This window comes from Jeotgalibacillus sp. ET6, assembly GCF_029667115.1.
Taxonomy (GTDB): Bacteria; Bacillota; Bacilli; order Bacillales; family Jeotgalibacillaceae; genus Jeotgalibacillus.
Genome location: NZ_JARUIU010000001.1, coordinates 168,426 through 187,787 on the forward strand (window position 1 = coordinate 168,426; position 19,362 = coordinate 187,787).

Below are 19,362 nucleotides of genomic sequence, written 5' to 3' on the forward strand. Positions count from 1 at the left end.
TCAAGATGCTTCAGGAAAAAACTCTATACAGAATCAATTTCAAAATAGGTATAGTATTTGATAAATAAAACAGAAGACTGATGACAACGAGTCAGGAGTGTTAGTATGACAATACAATGGTTTCCGGGCCATATGGCAAAAGCAAGACGGCAAGTAACTGAAAAATTAAAGCTTGTGGATATTATTTTTGAGCTGGTAGACGCACGGATCCCTGTTTCCTCCAGAAATCCGATGATTGATGAAATTATTAATCAGAAACCCCGGCTGATCTTAATTAACAAAGCAGACATGGCTGATCCTGTCCGAACGAAACAATGGATCTCCTATTTTGAACAAAGAGGGATACGTGCTCTTGCTATTAATTCAGATAAAGGAGTGGGGCTCCAGTCTATCCATAAAGTCACAATGGAAATATTGAAGGAAAAATGGAGCCGCATGGAATCCAGGGGCATTCGGCCAAGAGCAGTCCGGGCCATGATAGTTGGAATTCCAAACGTAGGGAAATCAACGCTTATAAATCGTCTTGTGAAGAAAAACATTGCACAAACTGGCAATCGCCCCGGTGTTACAAAAGCGCAGCAATGGATTAAAGTAGGAAAAGAAATGGAGCTTCTTGATACTCCAGGGATCTTATGGCCTAAATTTGAAGATCCTGAAGTTGGCTACCGCCTAGCATTGACAGGAGCGATTAAAGATACGCTGCTCAACCTGCAGGATATTGCAACATATGGTTTAAGGTTTATGGAAACATATTATCCTGACCGATTAAAAAAACGTTATGAGATTGAAGACATCCCTGAGGATCTTGTTCAATTATTTGAAGCAATAGGCAAAAGAAGGGGCTGCCTTTCAGGAGGCGGATTGATCGACTTTGACAAGACAGCTGACGTCATCGTAAGGGATATCAGAAATGTACAATTCGGACCCATAACATTCGATCTGGATCTTTTAGAGCAGTCTGAATCAGCGGACAGTAATTAAACAGTTCAAAGAATCACTTATTTGCAGATCGTAAAAGTAGTTTTAATGCCTTGGACCCTGCAGCAGCGGGGTCTTTAATTTTTTCTTACATAACCGATAAACAAGATAAGGATGGATAATGGAATGAATCAGTCAATTAAGGAAATTGAAAGAATCCTAAATTCATTGGAAACAGATGATGATGTAAGGCTCAATGAGTGGAAGGAAGATTCGCGAAAAGGAGTCATAAAGCTTTTAAAGTCATTCTACTTAAGGATGGAAAAGAAGAAGGAACTTCACAAAAAATTTACACAAATGCAAGTGTTTGAAAAAGAAGCGAGATTAAAAAGGTATGAAAGTATCGCTGGTATCGATGAAGTGGGAAGAGGACCTCTTGCAGGACCAGTAGTAGCAGCAGCTGTGGTTTTGCCGGAAGGCTTTTACCTCCCTGGACTGGATGATTCAAAAAAACTAACCGATGTAAAAAAAGAGTATTTATATAAAGAAATTCACCACCAGGCAACAGCGATTGGCATCGGATTTTCAGAGGCACAAGAAATAGATGATGTGAACATTTACCAGGCAACTAAACTGGCAATGAACAGAGCTGTTAACGATTTAGGGATGGTGCCGGAGATGCTGCTCATTGACGCGATGGCTATTGAAACTGAAATCCCTCAGAAGTCCATTATTAAAGGCGATTCCAGAAGCATTTCTATAGCTGCGGCGTCCATAGTGGCAAAAGTTACTAGAGACCGGTATATGGGGGAACTTGCACAATCGTATCCTTATTATAAATTTGAAAAAAACGCAGGATACGGAACAAAAGAACATTTAAAAGGGCTGCAGACTCACGGTCCCTGCGCAGAGCATAGAATGTCGTTTGCCCCGGTTAAGTCCTTAAATAAGTAAAGAGGTGAAGAGATGGAGCATAATAAAGCCGGTGCAAAAAGTGAATATAACCTCTCCCGTATGTATTCTCAAAAACCTCAAACATTAAAACACGGACAATTGGTACTTGGGCTGGTTGAGAAAAAAGTTTCTGAACAAAAAGCCATTATGAAAATCGGCAGCCAGCATGTAACAGTGAACGTTTCCAAAGAGATGAGAGAAGGGAGTAAAGGACTGTATCAGGTTTCGGTAAACGAAGACGAAATTGAGTTAAAACCAATCAGCGAAAAAGCAGGCGCTGACAAGATAAACAGAACCGACCAGACCATGAGGCCCCCCCGTTTGGATTTTTTAAAGGAAAATAGGGGTGTATCAGCTGAATTCCTGAAAGACCCGCTTCCGTTAAGCAGGGAACAGCAAGCTAAAGCAACTGACTGGACTGCTGCATCCATTAACAAGGAACAGGCACGTTCCATTATCAACCTGATGTTTTTAAAAAAACAGCCGTTTACTGATGCGGTATTTCATTCCTATCAAAGAGGAATGCAGGGAACCGAACAAAACCTGCAGGCCGATTTATCACGCTTAGTTGAATCACTTTCCAGTGAAAAGTCTGCTGCAGCTTCCCAGGTCATACATACGCTGAAAAAAATTCAAAATCCTTCACAGTATTTTATATCCCAGCAAATGACGGCAAAACTTTTCGGATTATTAACTGATCCCTCAACCGCCTCACACGTTCGTGAAACCGCTCTGCACACCCTAAAACAGCTTGAAGTTCTGCCCTGGTCGGTAAACCTATCGGATTGGTCAGAGGGCCTTAGAGAGGCTTATATGAGCGGAAGAGAAGTTCAGAAAGATAGTAAGGGACTTTTCCTAAGCCTCACTGAAGAAGCAGTCCAGCGATCCGCTTTACTGAAGTCAGAGGGCCGCGTCAGTGAAAGGGCAGAGGAGTTGGTTTCATTTGTGAAAAACAGCTCAGATGAAACGGTGAAAACTCTATCTAAACAGCTCTTTGAACGAATGATAGAAATTCAGGCGATGCATGAATCTTCTCAAAAAAATCCCTTTGCAGGCAAAACGTTTATTTTTGAAGAGCTTCACTTAACTCCAAAAGATCGCTTATTAAACCCTGCTCTTTTACATTCAAATAGGCAGAGCCCTGCTGTAAAAGAAGTTCACGATCTCATTCTGTCTGTATCAAGTGAAGCAGAAAAAGCCTTTAATTCTTTGCCATCAGGGCGGCAGCTGACAGAGATGTTCAGGGGGATTTTTTCAGTACTCGGCATCGATTATGAAAGCAGGCTGACCGGTTCCCCGCAATCGATCGAACAGATTTCAGAAGGTCTAAAGCCGCAATTAACGATGCTGTTAAAAGATCCTAATTTATCACTATCTGCTAAAGAAACAGTGCAGCTGCTAATTAATAAATTTAACGGCCAGCAGCTCCTATCCTCCGAATCAGGAAACACATCACACATTTTTTTTCAGCTTCCCGTTTACATGAAAGAAAAGCTGCTGGACTTGACGATGCAGTGGACTGGAAAAAAGCAAAAAAACGGAAAGCTCGATGCGGATCACTCAAGAATTTTATTTTATATAAATCTGGAAAACTTAAAAGAAACCGTTATTGATATGACCGTTCAAAAAAGAATAATTTCAATAGATGTATATACGCATAAAGAAGGGTTGCAGAAGCTCGGTGAATCTTTAAAGCCTTTTTTAAAATCGCAATTGGAAAAGGCTGATTATCAGCTTTCACATATTAAATTTTTGTCTTCAAAGCAGGCTTCACCACCGCCTCTGGATCCGGCGGCAGCGCAAATGAATACTTTTTCTTCAGGAGTAGATATCAGAATATGAAAAAGAAACCAGTCTACAAAAGAAAACAGGCGGTAGCTCTTACTTATAACCAGGAGCTGAGTGCTGCGCCTGTGGTCACGGGTAAAGGAAAAGGCTTAACAGCTGAAAACATTATTGAAAAAGCGCGTGAACATAATGTGCCGATTCAGGAAGACCCTGCATTAGTTGAACTCCTCAGTCAGCTGGAGGTAAACGAATCAATTCCAGATGATTTATATCAGGCTGTAGCAGAAGTGTTCGCGTTTATATACAGACTTGATCAGACAGAAACTGAAAAATAAACGAATCGCATCGATTAATTGAATACCTTTAAAAAGCACAGGTTGTCGGTTTTTTCACTAGTTTGTCATAAATGGTAGACACCTGCTCTGTCATTTATTACAATGAAAGCGCAGTCTATTTTCAAAAGAGTTTGATAGGAGGATGGAACATGAATATCCATGAGTATCAAGGCAAGGAACTCCTCAGGAAATATGGGGTATCCGTTCCACGCGGATTTGTTGCATTTACACCGAAAGAAGCGGTAGATGCAGCTAAAGAATTAGGCTCTGCTGTGACAGTGGTTAAAGCACAGATTCACGCCGGAGGAAGAGGCAAGGCAGGCGGCGTAAAAATAGCTAAAAACTTAGATGATGTGCGTACATATTCTAAAGAATTGCTCGGTAAAACGCTTGTTACACATCAAACAGGACCCGAAGGCAAAGAAATTAAGCGTATTCTCATTGAAGAAGGCTGTGATATCAAGAGTGAGTACTATATCGGACTGGTACTTGATCGCGCAACTTCCCGCATTACGCTGATGGCATCTGAAGAAGGCGGAACAGAAATTGAAGAGGTTGCAGAAGCGACTCCTGAAAAGATCTTCCGTGAAACAATCGATCCTGTTATTGGATTAACCGCTTTTCAGGCTCGCCGCGTAGCATTTAATATTAATATTCCAAAAGAATTAGTCAACAAAACAGTTAAATTCATGCTCGGCCTTTATAAAATGTTCGTGGAAAAAGATTGTTCGATTGCTGAAATCAACCCGCTTGTTACGACTGGTGACGGTAATGTAATGGCGCTGGATGCAAAACTGAATTTCGATGCAAACGCTTTATACCGTCAAAAAGATGTTATGGAGTTCCGCGATCTTGATGAAGAAGATCCAAAGGAAATTGAAGCATCTAAATACGACCTGAGCTATATTTCACTTGATGGCGATATTGGCTGTATGGTTAATGGTGCGGGCCTTGCGATGGCGACAATGGACATTATTAAGCATTACGGGGGAGACCCGGCAAACTTCCTTGATGTTGGGGGCGGTGCTACAGCGGAAAAAGTGACAGAAGCATTTAAAATCATTCTTTCTGATACCGCTGTAAAAGGAATCTTTGTTAACATCTTTGGCGGAATTATGAAATGCGACATCATTGCTGAAGGTGTGGTTGAAGCTGCAAAGCAGGTTGAGCTCAAAGTTCCGCTTGTCGTACGTTTAGAGGGTACCAACGTGGAATTAGGCAAAAAAATCCTGAATGAATCAGGGTTGGATATTGTAGCAGCTGAGACAATGGCTGATGGCGCACAAAAAATCGTGGAATTAGTAGGCTAAGAAAGGCAGGGAGCATAAATGAGTGTTTTTATTGATAAGAATACAAAAGTCTTAGTTCAAGGAATCACGGGTTCAACTGCCCTTTTCCACACCAAGCAGATGCTTGAGTACGGCACGAAAATTGTTGCAGGTGTAACGCCGGGAAAAGGCGGTACAGAAGCAGAAGGTGTACCGGTATTTGATACAGTTGAAGCAGCTGTTAAAGCAACAGGCGCCAACGTTTCAGTAATCTACGTACCCGCTCCTTTTGCTGCGGATGCGATTTTAGAAGCAGTTGACGCTGAACTTGATATGGCAATTTGCATTACTGAACATATACCGGTCATTGACATGGTAAAAGTGAAAAGGTATATGGAAGGGAAAAAGACCCGTTTAGTCGGTCCTAACTGTCCTGGTGTTATTACGCCTGACGAATGTAAGATCGGAATTATGCCTGGATACATCCATACCAAGGGACATGTCGGGGTTGTTTCACGATCTGGAACACTGACTTATGAAGCAGTTCATCAGCTTTCACAAGCTGGAATTGGTCAATCAACAGCTGTAGGAATCGGCGGAGACCCTGTCAACGGCACAAACTTTATTGACGCTCTTGAAGCCTTTAATCAGGACGATGATACATATGCTGTCATCATGATCGGTGAAATCGGCGGTACAGCTGAAGAAGAAGCTGCTGAATGGGTTAAAGCGAATATGAAAAAACCGGTTGTCGGTTTCATTGGTGGAGCAACTGCACCTCCAGGCAAACGGATGGGTCATGCCGGCGCGATTATTTCCGGCGGTAAAGGCACAGCAGAAGAAAAAATTAAAGTAATGAATGAATGCGGCATTCAAGTTGCTGCTACTCCTTCTGTAATGGGAGAAACATTAATTAATGTCTTAAAAGAACAGAATTTGTTTGATCAGTGTAAAACCCACTGATCGAATCAGTTAAATAGCAGTCCATAATCCATGACAAATCAAATAGTCCCTGTCTCTCATCAGGGGCTATTTGTTTATGGATCAGTTTAAAATAAATAGAGCATGGAGGAATATTGGTGAATCTCACAAGAAGCAGACTCATTTATCTTCACTACAGCCACATCCTCTCAAACCGCCAGCTTTTAAAATGGCTTAGAGAAGACTCCCTTATTTCTTTAAAAACGGATAATTTGCACTCTTACCCCCTATCCTTAAACCTGACTCCAAAACAAAAAAACAGCTTTCAGTCCTATTTATCAAAACAAATCATTTTTGACGAACATCAATTATGTATGGAAAAAAACCTAAAGATCTTAACCATTCTGGATGATGACTATCCTGAACGATTAAAAGAAATATATGATCCTCCAGCTGTGTTGTATCTTAAAGGGAACGCAGAAAAATTAACATTAACCGAAACAATTGGGATAGTAGGATCAAGGAAAGCAGACAGCTATACTCACCTCTGCTTGAAAAAGATTCTCCCGCCGCTCATTGACCGAAATTTTTGTATTATAAGCGGAATGGCCTTGGGTGCTGACGGTGCTGCTCATACGCTCAGTCTTGAAGGTCACTCAATTGGCGTCTTAGGATGTGGTTTTGATCACATTTATCCTCCTTCACATATGTTTTTATACTCTCAAATGATCTCCAAGCAGCTCCTTATCACTGAGTATCCTCCTTACCTCAAACCTCAAAAGCATTTTTTTCCAATGAGAAACAGAATCATTTCAGGACTCTCAAAAGGTATATTAGTTACACAAGCTGCATTGAAAAGCGGTTCATTAATCACGGTTGACAGAGCACTGGAAGAAGGCAGAGATGTTTTTGCTGTACCAGGTCCTATTTTTCATGAATTATCAATTGGAACAAATCACTTGATTAAACAGGGAGCTGCACCTGTCACGGAAGCGGCAGATATTTTAAACGGGTGGCAAATAACGTAATTTCCTGTTCAATTGTATGAAAATAGTTGCTTTTTAAAAAAATTTAGTTTACATTGTGCTTCAGACGCTTTCTTTCACATAAGAAGAAAGTGGTGCAGATTATTTCTGGAGAAAACGGTTACAGGTAGGTTATTACAGGCTTTGCTAAAGATTCAGAAATGAGATTGAAAATCGAATTATATTGACAAAAAATGAGTACAGCACATATAGTTACACATAAATAATAATGAAGAGAAAACCTCTGGGGAGGATTATGAATGGCAGATTTTTTAGTAATTGTGGAATCACCCGCTAAAGCAAAAACAATCGAGCGGTATTTAGGAAAGAAATATAAGGTGCGCGCATCTATGGGGCATGTGAGAGACTTGCCAAAAAGTCAGATGGGCGTGGATGTTAAAGACAGCTTTGAGCCCAAATATATAACGATACGAGGAAAAGGACCCGTTTTAAAAGAATTGAAAAGCGCAGCCAAGAAAGCAAAAAAAGTTTATCTCGCAGCCGATCCGGATCGCGAAGGTGAAGCAATTGCCTGGCATTTGGCACACAGTCTGGATCTGGACCTGGACTCAGAGTGCCGTGTGGTCTTCAATGAAATAACGAAAGATGCAATAAAAGAGTCATTTAAGCATCCAAGGAAAATAGATATGGACCGTGTGGATGCTCAGCAGGCACGACGTATTCTTGACCGTCTGGTTGGTTATAACATCAGCCCGATCCTTTGGAAAAAGGTTAAAAAAGGCCTGAGTGCAGGAAGAGTGCAGTCCGTTGCTGTCCGGCTAATTATAGACAGAGAGAACGAAATCAAAAATTTCCAACCGGAAGAATACTGGACCATTGATGCTGCCTTTACTAAAGGTAAAGAAACATTTCAGGCCAGCTTTTACGGATTAAACGGGAAGAAAAAAAAGCTTGAAACAGAAGAAGACGTTAAGCAGATTATCGATCAGATAAAAGAAGAGGATTTTTCAATATCCAACGTGACAAAAAAAGAGCGCAAGCGAAATCCCTCTCCTTCCTTTATCACATCTTCATTGCAGCAGGAAGCCGCCCGGAAGCTTAATTTCCGCGCCAGAAAAACGATGATGCTTGCTCAGCAGCTTTATGAAGGAATAGAATTAGGGAAAAAAGAAGGTACTGTCGGTTTAATTACCTACATGAGAACAGATTCCGTGCGAATTTCTGATGTTGCAAAGCAGGAGGCGATTGAAGTCATTCAATCTGAATATGGCGAAAAATTTGTACAGCAGTCGCCGCAGAAGGAAAAAGCCAAATCGGGCAAAACTCAGGATGCGCATGAAGCGATCCGTCCTACAAGCGCGATGCGCACACCTTCATCTGTTAAACCATTTTTAAGCAGAGACCAGCACAGACTGTACAGACTAATCTGGGAACGTTTTATAGCAAGCCAAATGGCTTCTGCTGTAATGGATACAATGAGTGTGGACTTAATGAATGGAGAAGTTCAATTTCGCGCCACCGGCTCAAAAGTTAAGTTTCCCGGTTTTATGAAAGTTTATATTGAAGGAAATGACGACCAAAGCGATGAAAAAGAAAATTTTCTTCCAGATTTAAAAGAAGGGGAAACAGCCAAGTCTGAAAACATCGACCCGAAACAGCATTTTACACAGCCTCCACCCCGCTACACTGAAGCAAGACTTGTTAAAATGCTTGAAGAATTGGGAATAGGAAGGCCTTCAACCTATGCCCCGACTCTGGATACGATTCAAAAACGCGGATATGTTTCGCTTGATAACAAACGATTTATTCCGACAGAACTTGGAGAAATCGTACTTGAATTAATTGTTGAGTTTTTCCCTGAAATCATTGACGTTGAGTTTACAGCAAAAATGGAGAAAGATCTGGACAGCGTAGAAGACGGCCAGATTCGCTGGGTTAAAATTATAGACGATTTTTACAAGGATTTTGAAGTTCATCTTGATAAAGCTGAAAAAGAGATGGAGAAAATTGAAATAAAAGATGAGTATGCAGGGGAAGATTGTGAAGAATGCAATAACCCAATGGTTATTAAGATGGGCCGTTATGGAAAATTTATGGCGTGCAGCAATTTCCCTGATTGCCGCAACACAAAACCAATCGTTAAAGAAATCGGTGTAAAATGTCCGGTCTGTAAAGAAGGAAATGTCATTGAACGCAAAAGCAAGAAGAAAAGAATATTTTATGGCTGCGACCGTTATCCATCCTGCGAATTTTTATCGTGGGATAAGCCGATCGACCGGTCCTGTCCAAAATGCAATGAAATGCTGATTGAGAAAAAACTGAAAAAAGGCAACCAAATACAGTGTTCAAATTGCGACTACAAGGAAGAACACCAGCAATAAGAAAAAGGGTCTTGACGGCTTCGGCTGTCAGGCTCTTGTTTCATTCTTATGGTAGAATAATGATAACTGGATAACCAATAGGGAGGACGTAGTAAATGACAGCAGCAACAGCAGTAAACGTAGTCGGCGCAGGACTTGCAGGAAGTGAAGCAGCCTGGCAGATCGCAGAGCGCGGTATTCAGGTGAATTTATATGAGATGAGGCCTGTAAGACAAACCGCGGCTCACCATACAGATAAATTCGCTGAACTCGTATGCAGCAACTCTTTGAGAGCAAACAACCTGACAAATGCCGTAGGGGTGCTGAAAGAGGAAATGAGAGCTTTTAATTCCGTTATTATCGGATCAGCCGATGCATGTGCAGTTCCTGCAGGCGGAGCTCTCGCTGTAGACAGGCATGAATTTGCCAGTCATGTTACATCAAAGGTAAAAGAGCATCCTAATGTTAAAGTCTTTTCAGAGGAAATTACAGAGATACCTCAAGGAATCACTATAATTGCAACGGGCCCGCTTACAACTGAAGGTCTCGCAGGGCAACTGAAGGCGCTGACTGGAGAAGAATATCTGTATTTTTACGATGCAGCTGCACCAATCCTTGAAAAAGACAGCATTGATATGGACAAGGTGTATTTAAAATCGAGGTATGATAAAGGGGAGGCAGCTTACTTAAACTGCCCGATGACTGAAGAAGAATTCAATAGATTCTACGATGCACTTATCGCAGCAGAAGTAGTGCCACTTAAAGAGTTTGAAAAAGAAATCTATTTTGAAGGCTGTATGCCGGTGGAAGTGATGGCAGAAAGAGGCCGGAAAACACTATTATTCGGACCAATGAAACCTGTAGGCCTTGAGGATCCAAAAACAGGGAAAAGACCTTACGCTGTCGTTCAATTAAGACAGGACGATGCAGCAGGCACTTTATATAATATTGTTGGTTTTCAGACACATTTAAAATGGGGCCCTCAGAAGGAAGTAATTCGGTTAATTCCGGGTTTGGAAAATGCAGAAATTGTAAGGTACGGAGTTATGCATCGCAATACTTTCATAAATTCTCCGAAGGTTCTTGAGTCCACTTACCAATTTAAAGAGCGCAAAGATCTGTTTTTTGCGGGTCAGATGACCGGTGTGGAAGGATATGTTGAATCCGCTGCCAGCGGTTTAATCGCAGGCATTAACGCAGCTAAACTTGCATTGGGGGAAGAACCGGTCTTGTTTCCGGCACAAACTGCAATGGGAAGCATGGCGCGCTATATTACGCAGGCGAATACGAAGAACTTTCAGCCGATGAATGCTAATTTCGGACTGTTTCCTGATTTGGAAGAAAAGGTAAAAAGCAAGAAAGAACGTGCTGAAAAGCATGCTGAACGAGCATTAGAAACAATTCAGAACTTTGTGAAAAAAGTGTAAAATTTATTGCTACTGCCTCTGATTCGTGTTAGAATTTAGAGGCTTTTGCGAGGTGATCTAATTGAATTCTGCATTTTTGGAACCCAAACAGCAATTTATTCAGTATTTACAAACTGAAAAAAATTATTCTTCTCTAACAATTGAACACTATATTCACGATTTAGACAGCTTTTTTCTCTTTCTTGCAAAAGAAGGTGTGGATGCACTGGAAGAAGTGGACGAAATTCATTCCAAGCTTTTTCTAATGCAGCTGCACAAGGAAAAGTACTCAAGAGCGTCTGTATCCAGAAAAATATCAAGTCTGCGCAGTTTTTTCTCTTATCTGCAGCGCGAAGAAAAACAGAAAATTAACCCAATGTCCTATGTACTGCACCCCAAAAAAGAGGGGAGGCTGCCTCATTTTTTTTATGAAAATGAAATGGAGCAGCTTTTTTCAGCCTGTGACGGGGAGAAACCGCTGGATTTAAGAAACAAAGCGATTCTTGAACTGCTGTATGCTACAGGAATACGGGTAAGTGAATGCACATCAATTCTCCTGCAGGATTTGGATTTAACGATGGGGACCCTCCTTGTAAAAGGGAAGGGCAGAAAAGAGCGGTATGTGCCTTTTGGTGATTTTGCCGGAAATGCGATTAAACGCTATATTGAAGAAGGCAGATCCCAATTATTAAATAATGGCACATCTTCTTCCCTGTTTATTAATCACCGGGGAGCTCCTTTAACAGCCAGGGGGATACGCTACGTTCTCACGGCGCTGATGAATAAAACGACGCTCACAGCGTCCATTCACCCTCATATGCTGAGACATACCTTTGCAACTCATTTACTGAATAACGGTGCAGATCTTAGAACAGTTCAGGAACTTTTGGGGCATGCCCATCTTTCATCAACCCAGCTTTATACTCATGTTACAAAAGAACACTTAAGAAAAACGTATCAATCATTTCATCCACGGGCTTGATTACATATAAGCGATGATTAGGAGGCCGACGATAATGGACCAATTTCATGCGACAACGATTTTTGCTGTTCAGCATAAGGGACAGTCTGCAATGGCAGGTGATGGTCAGGTGACTTTTGGAAATGCAGTCGTGATGAAGCACACTGCAAGAAAAGTAAGGAAGCTATTTAATGGCCAGGTGATTGCCGGGTTTGCAGGTTCAGTAGCAGATGCATTTACATTGTTTGAGATGTTTGAAGGAAAGCTGCAGGAATACAACGGGAACCTCCAAAGAGCAGCGGTGGAAGTTGCCAAACAATGGAGAAGTGATAAAGTTCTCAGAAGATTGGAAGCAATGCTGATTGTGATGGATCAAGAAGGACTGCTGCTGGTATCAGGTACAGGAGAAGTGATTGAACCTGATGATGGCGTGCTTGCAATTGGCTCCGGAGGCAATTATGCACTATCGGCAGGAAGAGCGCTTAAACTCCACGCAGGCGATCATTTGACTGCGAAGGAGATAGCCGATGCTGCACTGCATGTCGCAGCGGATATTTGCGTGTATACAAATACAAATATTGTTGTTGAAGAATTGTAAAGGAGCGATATGATGACAAAAAAAACTGAATTGACTCCAAAACAAATAGTGGAACGACTTGACCAGTATATTGTAGGGCAAAAAGATGCAAAGCGTGCTGTGGCAGTAGCTTTAAGAAACCGATACAGAAGAAATCTGCTTGACGATTCACTGCGTGAGGAAATTATCCCTAAAAACATTCTGATGATGGGTCCGACTGGTGTAGGGAAAACAGAAATCGCGAGGCGGATCGCAAAGCTGGTCGGTGCGCCTTTTATTAAAATTGAAGCGACAAAGTTTACAGAAGTAGGATATGTCGGGCGTGATGTAGAATCGATGGTTCGTGATCTTATGGAAACCTCCGTACGGATTGTAAAAGAAGAAAAAATTGTTTCTGTTCAGGGAAAAGCTGAAGAGCAGGCAAACCAGCGTTTAGTAAAATTGCTTGTACCATCTGCTAAAAAGTCGCAATCCTTTAAAAATCCATTTGAAATGATGTTTGGCGGAAATGGGGATGGGGCTAACGAATCAGCAGATGAACAAAAAGAAGAAGAATCAACTATAAAAGACCGCCGAAAAGAGATAGCACGCCAGTTAAAGGCTGGTGAACTTGAAGAAGAAACAGTCACCATTGAAGTGGATGAACAGCAAATGTCTTCAATGTTTGATATGCTTCAAGGGTCAGGCATGGAGCAGATGGGCATGAATATGCAGGATGCTCTAAGCAATTTAATGCCTAAGAAAAAGAAAAAGCGAAAATTAAAAGTAAGAGATGCCAGAAAAGTTCTGACGCACGATGAAGCGGCAAAATTGATTGATATGGACGAAGTTACGCAGGATGCGTTGTACCGGGCTGAGCAGATGGGGATTATTTTTGTTGATGAAATTGATAAAATTGCTTCTAAATCATCAGGTACAAGCTCTGCAGATGTATCGAGAGAAGGTGTGCAGAGAGATATTCTTCCGATAGTCGAAGGGTCCACAGTCAATACAAAATACGGTCCAGTGAAAACAGACCACGTATTATTTATTGCGGCAGGCGCTTTTCATACGGCAAAGCCTTCTGATCTTATCCCTGAACTACAGGGGCGCTTTCCAATTCGTGTAGAATTACAAAAGCTGACAGTAGAGGATTTTGTCCGCATACTTGTAGAACCTGATCATGCTCTTATTAAACAATACGTTGCATTGCTCGCAACTGAAGGCATAGAAGTTGAATTTACACATGAAGCTACAGTAAGGCTGGCGGAGATCGCTTATCAGGTTAACCAGGATACAGATAATATTGGCGCGAGACGTCTTCACACCATTATGGAGAAGCTTCTGGAAGATTTATCTTTTGAAGCGTCGGATATTTCTATCGGTACTGTTACAATCACTCCAGGGTATGTCGATGATAAACTTGATACGATTGCAAAGGATAAAGACCTAAGCCAGTTTATTTTGTAGGGTTTGAATTAACCCTATTAGGGAAAGATGAGAATAATTATTTGATTTATTAGAATACAGGAGGAATTGATACAAATGAATTTACTAGGCAAAACAAGACAGATTAATGCTATGCTGCAAAAATCGGCAGGTAAACCTGTTAATTTTAAAGAGATGGCAGAAACATTATCAGACGTAATTGAAGCAAATGTGTTTATTTTAAGCAGAAAAGGAAAATTACTCGGATTTGCAATCAATCAGCAAATTGAAAATGAGCGTATGAAACAAATGCTTGAAGACCGTCAATTTCCGGAAGAGTACACGAAAAACTTATTCAATATAACAGAAACTTCCCCAAATCTTGACGTGAACAGTGAATATACGGCATTTCCAGTCGAAAACAAAGATCTTTTTCAAAATGGTTTGACAACGATCGTGCCATTTATAGGCGGAGGAGAAAGACTGGGTACATTAATTCTTGCCCGTGTAGAACAGGCGTTTGAAGACGATGATTTAATCCTGGGTGAATACGGCGCAACTGTAGTTGGTATGGAAATTCTTCGTGAAAAAGCGGACGAAATTGAAGTTGAAGCGCGGAGTAAAGCTGTTGTTCAAATGGCGATCAGTTCCCTGTCTTACAGTGAACTTGAAGCAATTGAGCATATTTTTGAAGAACTAGATGGCAACGAAGGCTTATTGGTCGCTTCTAAAATAGCGGATCGTGTCGGTATTACAAGATCCGTCATTGTAAATGCACTGCGCAAGCTGGAAAGTGCTGGAGTAATTGAATCACGTTCTCTAGGTATGAAAGGAACGTATATTAAAGTTCTAAACGATAAATTCCTTCTTGAGCTTGATAATATTAAAAATAACTAAAAAAATTTTAATTAACTTAGCTGCTATGCGGCTAAGTTTTTTTCATATACGCGGGCAAATACGTCTCAGGTTCTTTGGCCGCTTTTCTGCTTTTAAAGCGTCCTCTTTAGGAAAAGAAGGATAGAAAAGTAGTGTAGCCACACCCAAGCCTCAGCTTTCACCTCATCCCTTTCACCTCACGCTAATGAAACACACTGCCTCATTTACTAAATAGTAATTTCCCAGCTTCTGTTTTCGACCTGACCTGAGATAAAACTATATGTACTCGCGTTTGAGTAGAGTATTTATGTTAAACAGGTGTTCCTGTCCCACTTAAAACAAAAACAATAATTTTTAAAAGGTATTTGGTATACGTAAAAAACAATCCTTTAAAACTAGTTAACGTGATTGTAATAAATTTGTGAAGATTCATTAGAGTATATGGAATCCCTGGGAAGCATATGGTAAGGTTATTTCTGGCAAAAAAATTACGATAATATGTCGTAAATAACAAAATAACCTATGATCAAAGGAATATTTCAATGATTTTTTAATAAAACAACGATATTGAATCTAAACTAGCCTAAAAGTAACTTTTTTAAAAATTGGTTCTTTTAGACTATAATTACTTTCCCATATTCTATAGACGGACAGATCACTAATCAGTAAAATGATGTATAAGTGTTTAATTATGTTGTAAGATATTCCGTCGATCTTTGTCATAATAGGAAATGAGGGTAAAAGTTGAATTTATTTTCAGGAACAATCAACCAATTAGAACATGGACTAGCTTACTCATCTGTTAAGCAAAAAGTCATTGCAGAAAACGTCGCAAATGTTGATACCCCAGGTTATAAGTCTAAAGACGTGAATTTTAAAACGATGTTACAAAATGAAATAAATTTGTCATCTTCGAAAAGTAAAACAGACGATCCCCGCCATTTCGATCTTGTACCGTCGAAAGGATCTGTAAATATTCAATTAAGGAATTACTCTTATAGACAAAACGGGAACGGTGTCGACATGGACAAAGAAATGGCAGACCTTGCAACAAACCAAATCTATCATGATGCGTTAATTGAGAGAATCAGCGGGAAATTTGGCAGCCTGAATACTGTAATCAGAGGAGGTCAGTAATCAATGTTTCAATCCATGAATATCACGGCTTCAGCTCTTACAGCACAACGGCTTCGGATGGATGTTATCTCATCCAATATGGCAAATGTGGACACGACACGGGCAACTTTTGAGAACGGGGAATGGCAGCCATATAAAAGAAAGACGGTAATGCTTGAACCAAAGAGCGGAGGATTTTCTTCCCACCTCTCTAAAGCTATGGGAACAGAAAGCTCCCCAGGCAATGGAGTAACAGTATCTGCTATTAGAGAAGACAATTCACAGGGAGAGCTCCTGTATGACCCTGAACACCCTGACGCTGATGAAGAAGGGTATGTGGAAATGTCGAATGTTGATCCGCTACGTGAAATGGTTGATTTAATGTCGGCTACACGCTCTTATGAAGGAAATGTTACGGTGTTTAATGCCAATAAAGCTATGATGATGAGAGCCTTGCAAATAGGCAAATCATAAGAAAGGATGAATAAATTGCCTCTTCAATCAATTTCTCCAGCAGGGATGGAGACCATTTCTCCAATTTCCCAGCCAAGGACCACACAAAGAATCTCACCATATGACGCCCAGCAAAACTTTGCGGGTATGCTGAAAGATTCCATTAATGAAGTAAACAATGCGCAAATTAACAGCGACGATATGACAAATAAATTAATTAAAGGAGAGAAAGTAGAATTGCATGATGTGATGATTGCTTCACAAAAAGCATCCATTTCATTATCTCTGACAATGCAAGTTCGAAACAAAGCGGTTGAAGCTTATCAAGAAATTATGAGAATGCCTGTTTAGGAGTGCCTCAATTCTTATGGCTTTGCATTTAACCGAAAGACCGGAGGATTGTGATGAACGAATCATTTCAACAAATGACAATGAAAACGAAAGCATTTTTTGCTGATCGGCCCAAGAAACAATTAATTATAGGGGCTGTAATCGCTGCAATTTTAATTATCTCCATCCTTATTATTTCATTACTATCTGCAAGAAATGTTCTCGTACCCCTATACAGCAACCTGACGCCATCAGAGACTGGCATGATCAAGGAAAATTTGGATGGAAGAGGTATTCCATCTGAAATTACTGAAGGCGGTACGGCAATCTTAGTGCCCGAAGAACAGGTGGAAACCTTAATGGTTGAACTCGCTGCGGAGGGGATCCCTCAAAGCGGGAACATCGATTATTCATTTTTCAGTGAAAACGCGGGTTTCGGCATGACCGATAACGAATTTAATGTTTTGAAGCTAGATGCGATGCAAACGGAGCTTGCTGAGTTAATGAAGGGGATTGAAGGAGTTCAAAACGCTCAGGTAATGATCACGATGCCTGAAAAAGGTGTATTTTTGGATGATACAGCTGAATCGGCATCAGCATCAATTGTATTGAACACAAAACCGGGTTATCAATTTGATGAAGGGCAAATTAATTCATTGTACCTGCTTGTATCAAAAAGTGTTCCAAGTCTTCCTACTGAAAATATCGTCATCATGAACCAGTTTTTTGAGTATTATGATCAAAAAAATTCAGACTCTTCTTTTGCAGGCGTAAATGTGTCGGATCAGATGTCAATTAAACAAACGATCGAACGCGATTTGCAACGTCAGGTTCAGATGATGCTCGGCACATTAATGGGTCAGAACAAAGTAGTGGTTTCCATTTCCACTGATATTGATTTTGATCAGGAAAACCGGGAAGAAAATTTGGTGACGCCGGTCGATGAAGAAAATATGGAAGGAATTGAAATCAGCGCACAAAGAATTTCTGAAACCTTTGAAGGCACTGCCGGGGAAGCTGGCGGGGTTACAGAAGGCGGAGATCCCGGGGATAATCTAACCGGTTTTGTAGAAGGAGCGAACGGCAGCGGGGACTTTGAAAGAGTGGAAGAAACGATAAATAACGAAGTAAACCGCATTCGCCGAAATATTGTTGAAAGCCCTTATAAAGTCAGAGATATTGGTTTTCAGGTTATGGTAGAACCGCCCGATCCGGATGATCCCGCCTCCCTGCCTCAGGAAAGGGTAGACGACATTGAAACAATGCTTGAGACCATTATAAGAACTTCTATAGACAATGAATTCTCAGCGGACCTAACAGATGCGGATATAGCAGAAAAAGTTCTGGTTTCTGTACAACCATTTAACGGCATAATGACAGCCGAAGAGCCGGTTAACACGCCAGTCATTCCATGGTGGGGGTATCTTGTTGCAGGGCTGTTGATCCTGGTTATAGGAATTCTGGTTATCGCGATGATCAGAGCGAGAAGAAAATCAGAAGCAGCCGAAGAAGCTGAAGAAGAAATTATTGTTGAACAAAAAGAGAAACTGGACGTGCCTGATGTGAATAATGAAAAAGAAACAGAAGGTACGCTCCGGCGTAAACAACTAGAAAAAATGGCGCGGGAAAAGCCAGAAGACTTTGCAAAACTGTTAAGGTCCTGGATCGCTGAGGATTAGGAGTGAGCCGTTTATGGCCAGAAAAGAAAAAGGATTATCAGGAAAACAGAAAGCTGCAATTTTGCTTATTTCTCTTGGACCTGATGTCGCATCATCTGTTTATAAACATTTAAATGAGGAAGAAATTGAAAGGCTGACACTGGAGATCTCCGGAGTAAAAAAAGTGGAATCAGAAGCAAAGGACGAGGTGCTTGAAGAATTCCATAATATCGCATTAGCTCAGGATTATATTTCGCAAGGCGGAATTGGCTATGCAAAAACAATTTTGGAAAAAGCACTGGGACCTGATCAGGCAAACGCAGTCATAAACCGTCTGACATCTTCGCTTCAGGTAAGACCGTTTGATTTTGCTAAAAGAGCTGATCCTATGCAGATATTCAATTTTATTCAAAATGAACATCCTCAGACGATCGCGCTGATCCTGTCTTATCTGAACCCTCAGCAGGCAGGGCAGATTCTGTCAGCTCTTCCTCAGGATGTCCAGGCTGATATTGCAAAAAGAATTGCTGTGATGGACAGCACCAGCCCGGAAATTATAAGTGAAATTGAATCAGTGCTCGAAAGAAAGCTTTCATCAACTGTTCAGCAGGATCATACAGAAACCGGCGGTATAGAATCTGTGGTTGAGGTGCTGAATGGCGTAGATCGAGCAACTGAAAAGACTATTCTGGATTCTCTCGAGATCCAGGACCCTGAACTGGCAGAAGAAATTAAGAAACGAATGTTTGTTTTCGAAGACATTGTCACGCTTGATAACCGTTCTATTCAGAGGGTCATTCGTGATTGTGAAAATGAGGATCTTCTACTTTCTATGAAAGTTTCAACAGATGAGGTTAAAGAAGTATTGTTTAAAAATATGTCACAGCGGATGGCTGAGAACTTCAAAGAAGAAATGGAGTTCATGGGACCTGTCAGACTTCGTGATGTAGAAGAAGCTCAATCAAGAATTGTTGCCATTATAAGACGTCTTGAAGAAGCAGGAGAGATTATCGTAGCACGCGGTGGAGGAGATGACGTTATTGTCTAG

18 protein-coding genes are annotated in these 19,362 nt (G+C 40.9%); all 18 read left to right on the top strand.

Features of this window, described 5'->3' with window-relative positions; translation table 11 throughout:
• Positions 1–105: 105 nt before the first annotated feature.
• Positions 106–981, top strand: a complete 876-nt coding sequence (gene ylqF / locus P6709_RS00835) for a ribosome biogenesis GTPase YlqF (protein ID WP_278238985.1) — start codon at positions 106–108, stop codon at positions 979–981.
• A 123-nt stretch (positions 982–1,104) separates the two neighbouring features.
• Positions 1,105–1,872 (top strand): ribonuclease HII, encoded by a 768-nt coding sequence (locus tag P6709_RS00840; RefSeq protein WP_278238986.1) that lies wholly within the window; start codon positions 1,105–1,107, stop codon positions 1,870–1,872.
• A 12-nt stretch (positions 1,873–1,884) separates the two neighbouring features.
• Positions 1,885–3,714 (top strand): hypothetical protein, encoded by a 1,830-nt coding sequence (locus tag P6709_RS00845; protein WP_278238987.1) that lies wholly within the window; start codon positions 1,885–1,887, stop codon positions 3,712–3,714.
• Positions 3,711–3,995, top strand: coding sequence for an EscU/YscU/HrcU family type III secretion system export apparatus switch protein (locus tag P6709_RS00850; RefSeq protein ID WP_278238988.1), 285 nt, complete (start codon positions 3,711–3,713; stop codon positions 3,993–3,995). Before P6709_RS00845 ends, P6709_RS00850 begins: the two co-directional genes overlap by 4 nt.
• Before the next feature lie 149 nt (positions 3,996–4,144).
• The gene (gene sucC / locus P6709_RS00855) at positions 4,145–5,305 is read left to right on the top strand and encodes an ADP-forming succinate--CoA ligase subunit beta (protein WP_278238989.1); all 1,161 of its coding nucleotides are present in this window, start codon (positions 4,145–4,147) and stop codon (positions 5,303–5,305) included.
• A gap of 18 nt (positions 5,306–5,323) precedes the next feature.
• On the top strand, positions 5,324–6,226 hold the full coding sequence (sucD, locus tag P6709_RS00860; protein WP_278238990.1) for a succinate--CoA ligase subunit alpha: 903 nt from the start codon (positions 5,324–5,326) through the stop codon (positions 6,224–6,226).
• A 116-nt stretch (positions 6,227–6,342) separates the two neighbouring features.
• Positions 6,343–7,212 (top strand): DNA-processing protein DprA, encoded by an 870-nt coding sequence (gene dprA / locus P6709_RS00865; protein ID WP_278238991.1) that lies wholly within the window; start codon positions 6,343–6,345, stop codon positions 7,210–7,212.
• Positions 7,213–7,469: 257 nt separating this feature from the next.
• Positions 7,470–9,551 carry a type I DNA topoisomerase gene (topA, locus tag P6709_RS00870; protein WP_278238992.1) on the top strand — a complete coding sequence of 694 codons (2,082 nt, stop codon included), beginning with the start codon at positions 7,470–7,472 and terminating at the stop codon, positions 9,549–9,551.
• Between the two features lie 95 nt (positions 9,552–9,646).
• On the top strand, positions 9,647–10,957 hold the full coding sequence (gene trmFO / locus P6709_RS00875; RefSeq protein ID WP_278238993.1) for an FADH(2)-oxidizing methylenetetrahydrofolate--tRNA-(uracil(54)-C(5))-methyltransferase TrmFO: 1,311 nt from the start codon (positions 9,647–9,649) through the stop codon (positions 10,955–10,957).
• A gap of 61 nt (positions 10,958–11,018) precedes the next feature.
• A complete protein-coding gene (gene xerC, locus P6709_RS00880; RefSeq protein WP_278238994.1) occupies positions 11,019–11,918 on the top strand; it encodes a tyrosine recombinase XerC in 900 nt (299 codons plus the stop codon).
• A 34-nt stretch (positions 11,919–11,952) separates the two neighbouring features.
• Positions 11,953–12,495, top strand: a complete 543-nt coding sequence (gene hslV, locus P6709_RS00885; protein ID WP_278238995.1) for an ATP-dependent protease subunit HslV — start codon at positions 11,953–11,955, stop codon at positions 12,493–12,495.
• 12 nt (positions 12,496–12,507) lie between these two features.
• Positions 12,508–13,923 (top strand): HslU--HslV peptidase ATPase subunit, encoded by a 1,416-nt coding sequence (hslU, locus tag P6709_RS00890; protein ID WP_278238996.1) that lies wholly within the window; start codon positions 12,508–12,510, stop codon positions 13,921–13,923.
• Between the two features lie 75 nt (positions 13,924–13,998).
• The gene (gene codY, locus P6709_RS00895; protein ID WP_278238997.1) at positions 13,999–14,778 is read left to right on the top strand and encodes a GTP-sensing pleiotropic transcriptional regulator CodY; all 780 of its coding nucleotides are present in this window, start codon (positions 13,999–14,001) and stop codon (positions 14,776–14,778) included.
• A 723-nt stretch (positions 14,779–15,501) separates the two neighbouring features.
• Complete coding sequence (gene flgB, locus P6709_RS00900; RefSeq protein WP_278238998.1) at positions 15,502–15,894, top strand: flagellar basal body rod protein FlgB; 393 nt, start codon at positions 15,502–15,504, stop codon at positions 15,892–15,894.
• Positions 15,895–15,897: 3 nt separating this feature from the next.
• Positions 15,898–16,347, top strand: coding sequence for a flagellar basal body rod protein FlgC (gene flgC, locus P6709_RS00905; protein ID WP_278238999.1), 450 nt, complete (start codon positions 15,898–15,900; stop codon positions 16,345–16,347).
• 45 nt (positions 16,348–16,392) lie between these two features.
• On the top strand, positions 16,393–16,677 hold the full coding sequence (gene fliE / locus P6709_RS00910; RefSeq protein WP_278239780.1) for a flagellar hook-basal body complex protein FliE: 285 nt from the start codon (positions 16,393–16,395) through the stop codon (positions 16,675–16,677).
• Positions 16,678–16,730: 53 nt separating this feature from the next.
• Positions 16,731–18,335 (top strand): flagellar basal-body MS-ring/collar protein FliF, encoded by a 1,605-nt coding sequence (fliF, locus tag P6709_RS00915; RefSeq protein ID WP_278239000.1) that lies wholly within the window; start codon positions 16,731–16,733, stop codon positions 18,333–18,335.
• Between the two features lie 13 nt (positions 18,336–18,348).
• Positions 18,349–19,362 carry a flagellar motor switch protein FliG gene (gene fliG / locus P6709_RS00920; protein ID WP_278239001.1) on the top strand — a complete coding sequence of 338 codons (1,014 nt, stop codon included), beginning with the start codon at positions 18,349–18,351 and terminating at the stop codon, positions 19,360–19,362.

Bases quoted from the DNA above. Each gene is read 5' to 3' on its own strand.
- codY (WP_278238997.1), top strand. From the start codon at position 13,999: ATGAATTTACTAGGCAAAACAAGACAGATTAATGCTATGCTGCAAAAA.
- sucD (WP_278238990.1), top strand. From the start codon at position 5,324: ATGAGTGTTTTTATTGATAAGAATACAAAAGTCTTAGTTCAAGGAATC.
- fliG (WP_278239001.1), top strand. From the start codon at position 18,349: ATGGCCAGAAAAGAAAAAGGATTATCAGGAAAACAGAAAGCTGCAATT.
- P6709_RS00840 (WP_278238986.1), top strand. From the start codon at position 1,105: ATGAATCAGTCAATTAAGGAAATTGAAAGAATCCTAAATTCATTGGAA.
- topA (WP_278238992.1), top strand. From the start codon at position 7,470: ATGGCAGATTTTTTAGTAATTGTGGAATCACCCGCTAAAGCAAAAACA.
- P6709_RS00850 (WP_278238988.1), top strand. From the start codon at position 3,711: ATGAAAAAGAAACCAGTCTACAAAAGAAAACAGGCGGTAGCTCTTACT.
- hslV (WP_278238995.1), top strand. From the start codon at position 11,953: ATGGACCAATTTCATGCGACAACGATTTTTGCTGTTCAGCATAAGGGA.
- hslU (WP_278238996.1), top strand. From the start codon at position 12,508: ATGACAAAAAAAACTGAATTGACTCCAAAACAAATAGTGGAACGACTT.
- sucC (WP_278238989.1), top strand. From the start codon at position 4,145: ATGAATATCCATGAGTATCAAGGCAAGGAACTCCTCAGGAAATATGGG.
- fliF (WP_278239000.1), top strand. From the start codon at position 16,731: ATGAACGAATCATTTCAACAAATGACAATGAAAACGAAAGCATTTTTT.
- flgC (WP_278238999.1), top strand. From the start codon at position 15,898: ATGTTTCAATCCATGAATATCACGGCTTCAGCTCTTACAGCACAACGG.
- fliE (WP_278239780.1), top strand. From the start codon at position 16,393: ATGGAGACCATTTCTCCAATTTCCCAGCCAAGGACCACACAAAGAATC.
- ylqF (WP_278238985.1), top strand. From the start codon at position 106: ATGACAATACAATGGTTTCCGGGCCATATGGCAAAAGCAAGACGGCAA.
- trmFO (WP_278238993.1), top strand. From the start codon at position 9,647: ATGACAGCAGCAACAGCAGTAAACGTAGTCGGCGCAGGACTTGCAGGA.
- P6709_RS00845 (WP_278238987.1), top strand. From the start codon at position 1,885: ATGGAGCATAATAAAGCCGGTGCAAAAAGTGAATATAACCTCTCCCGT.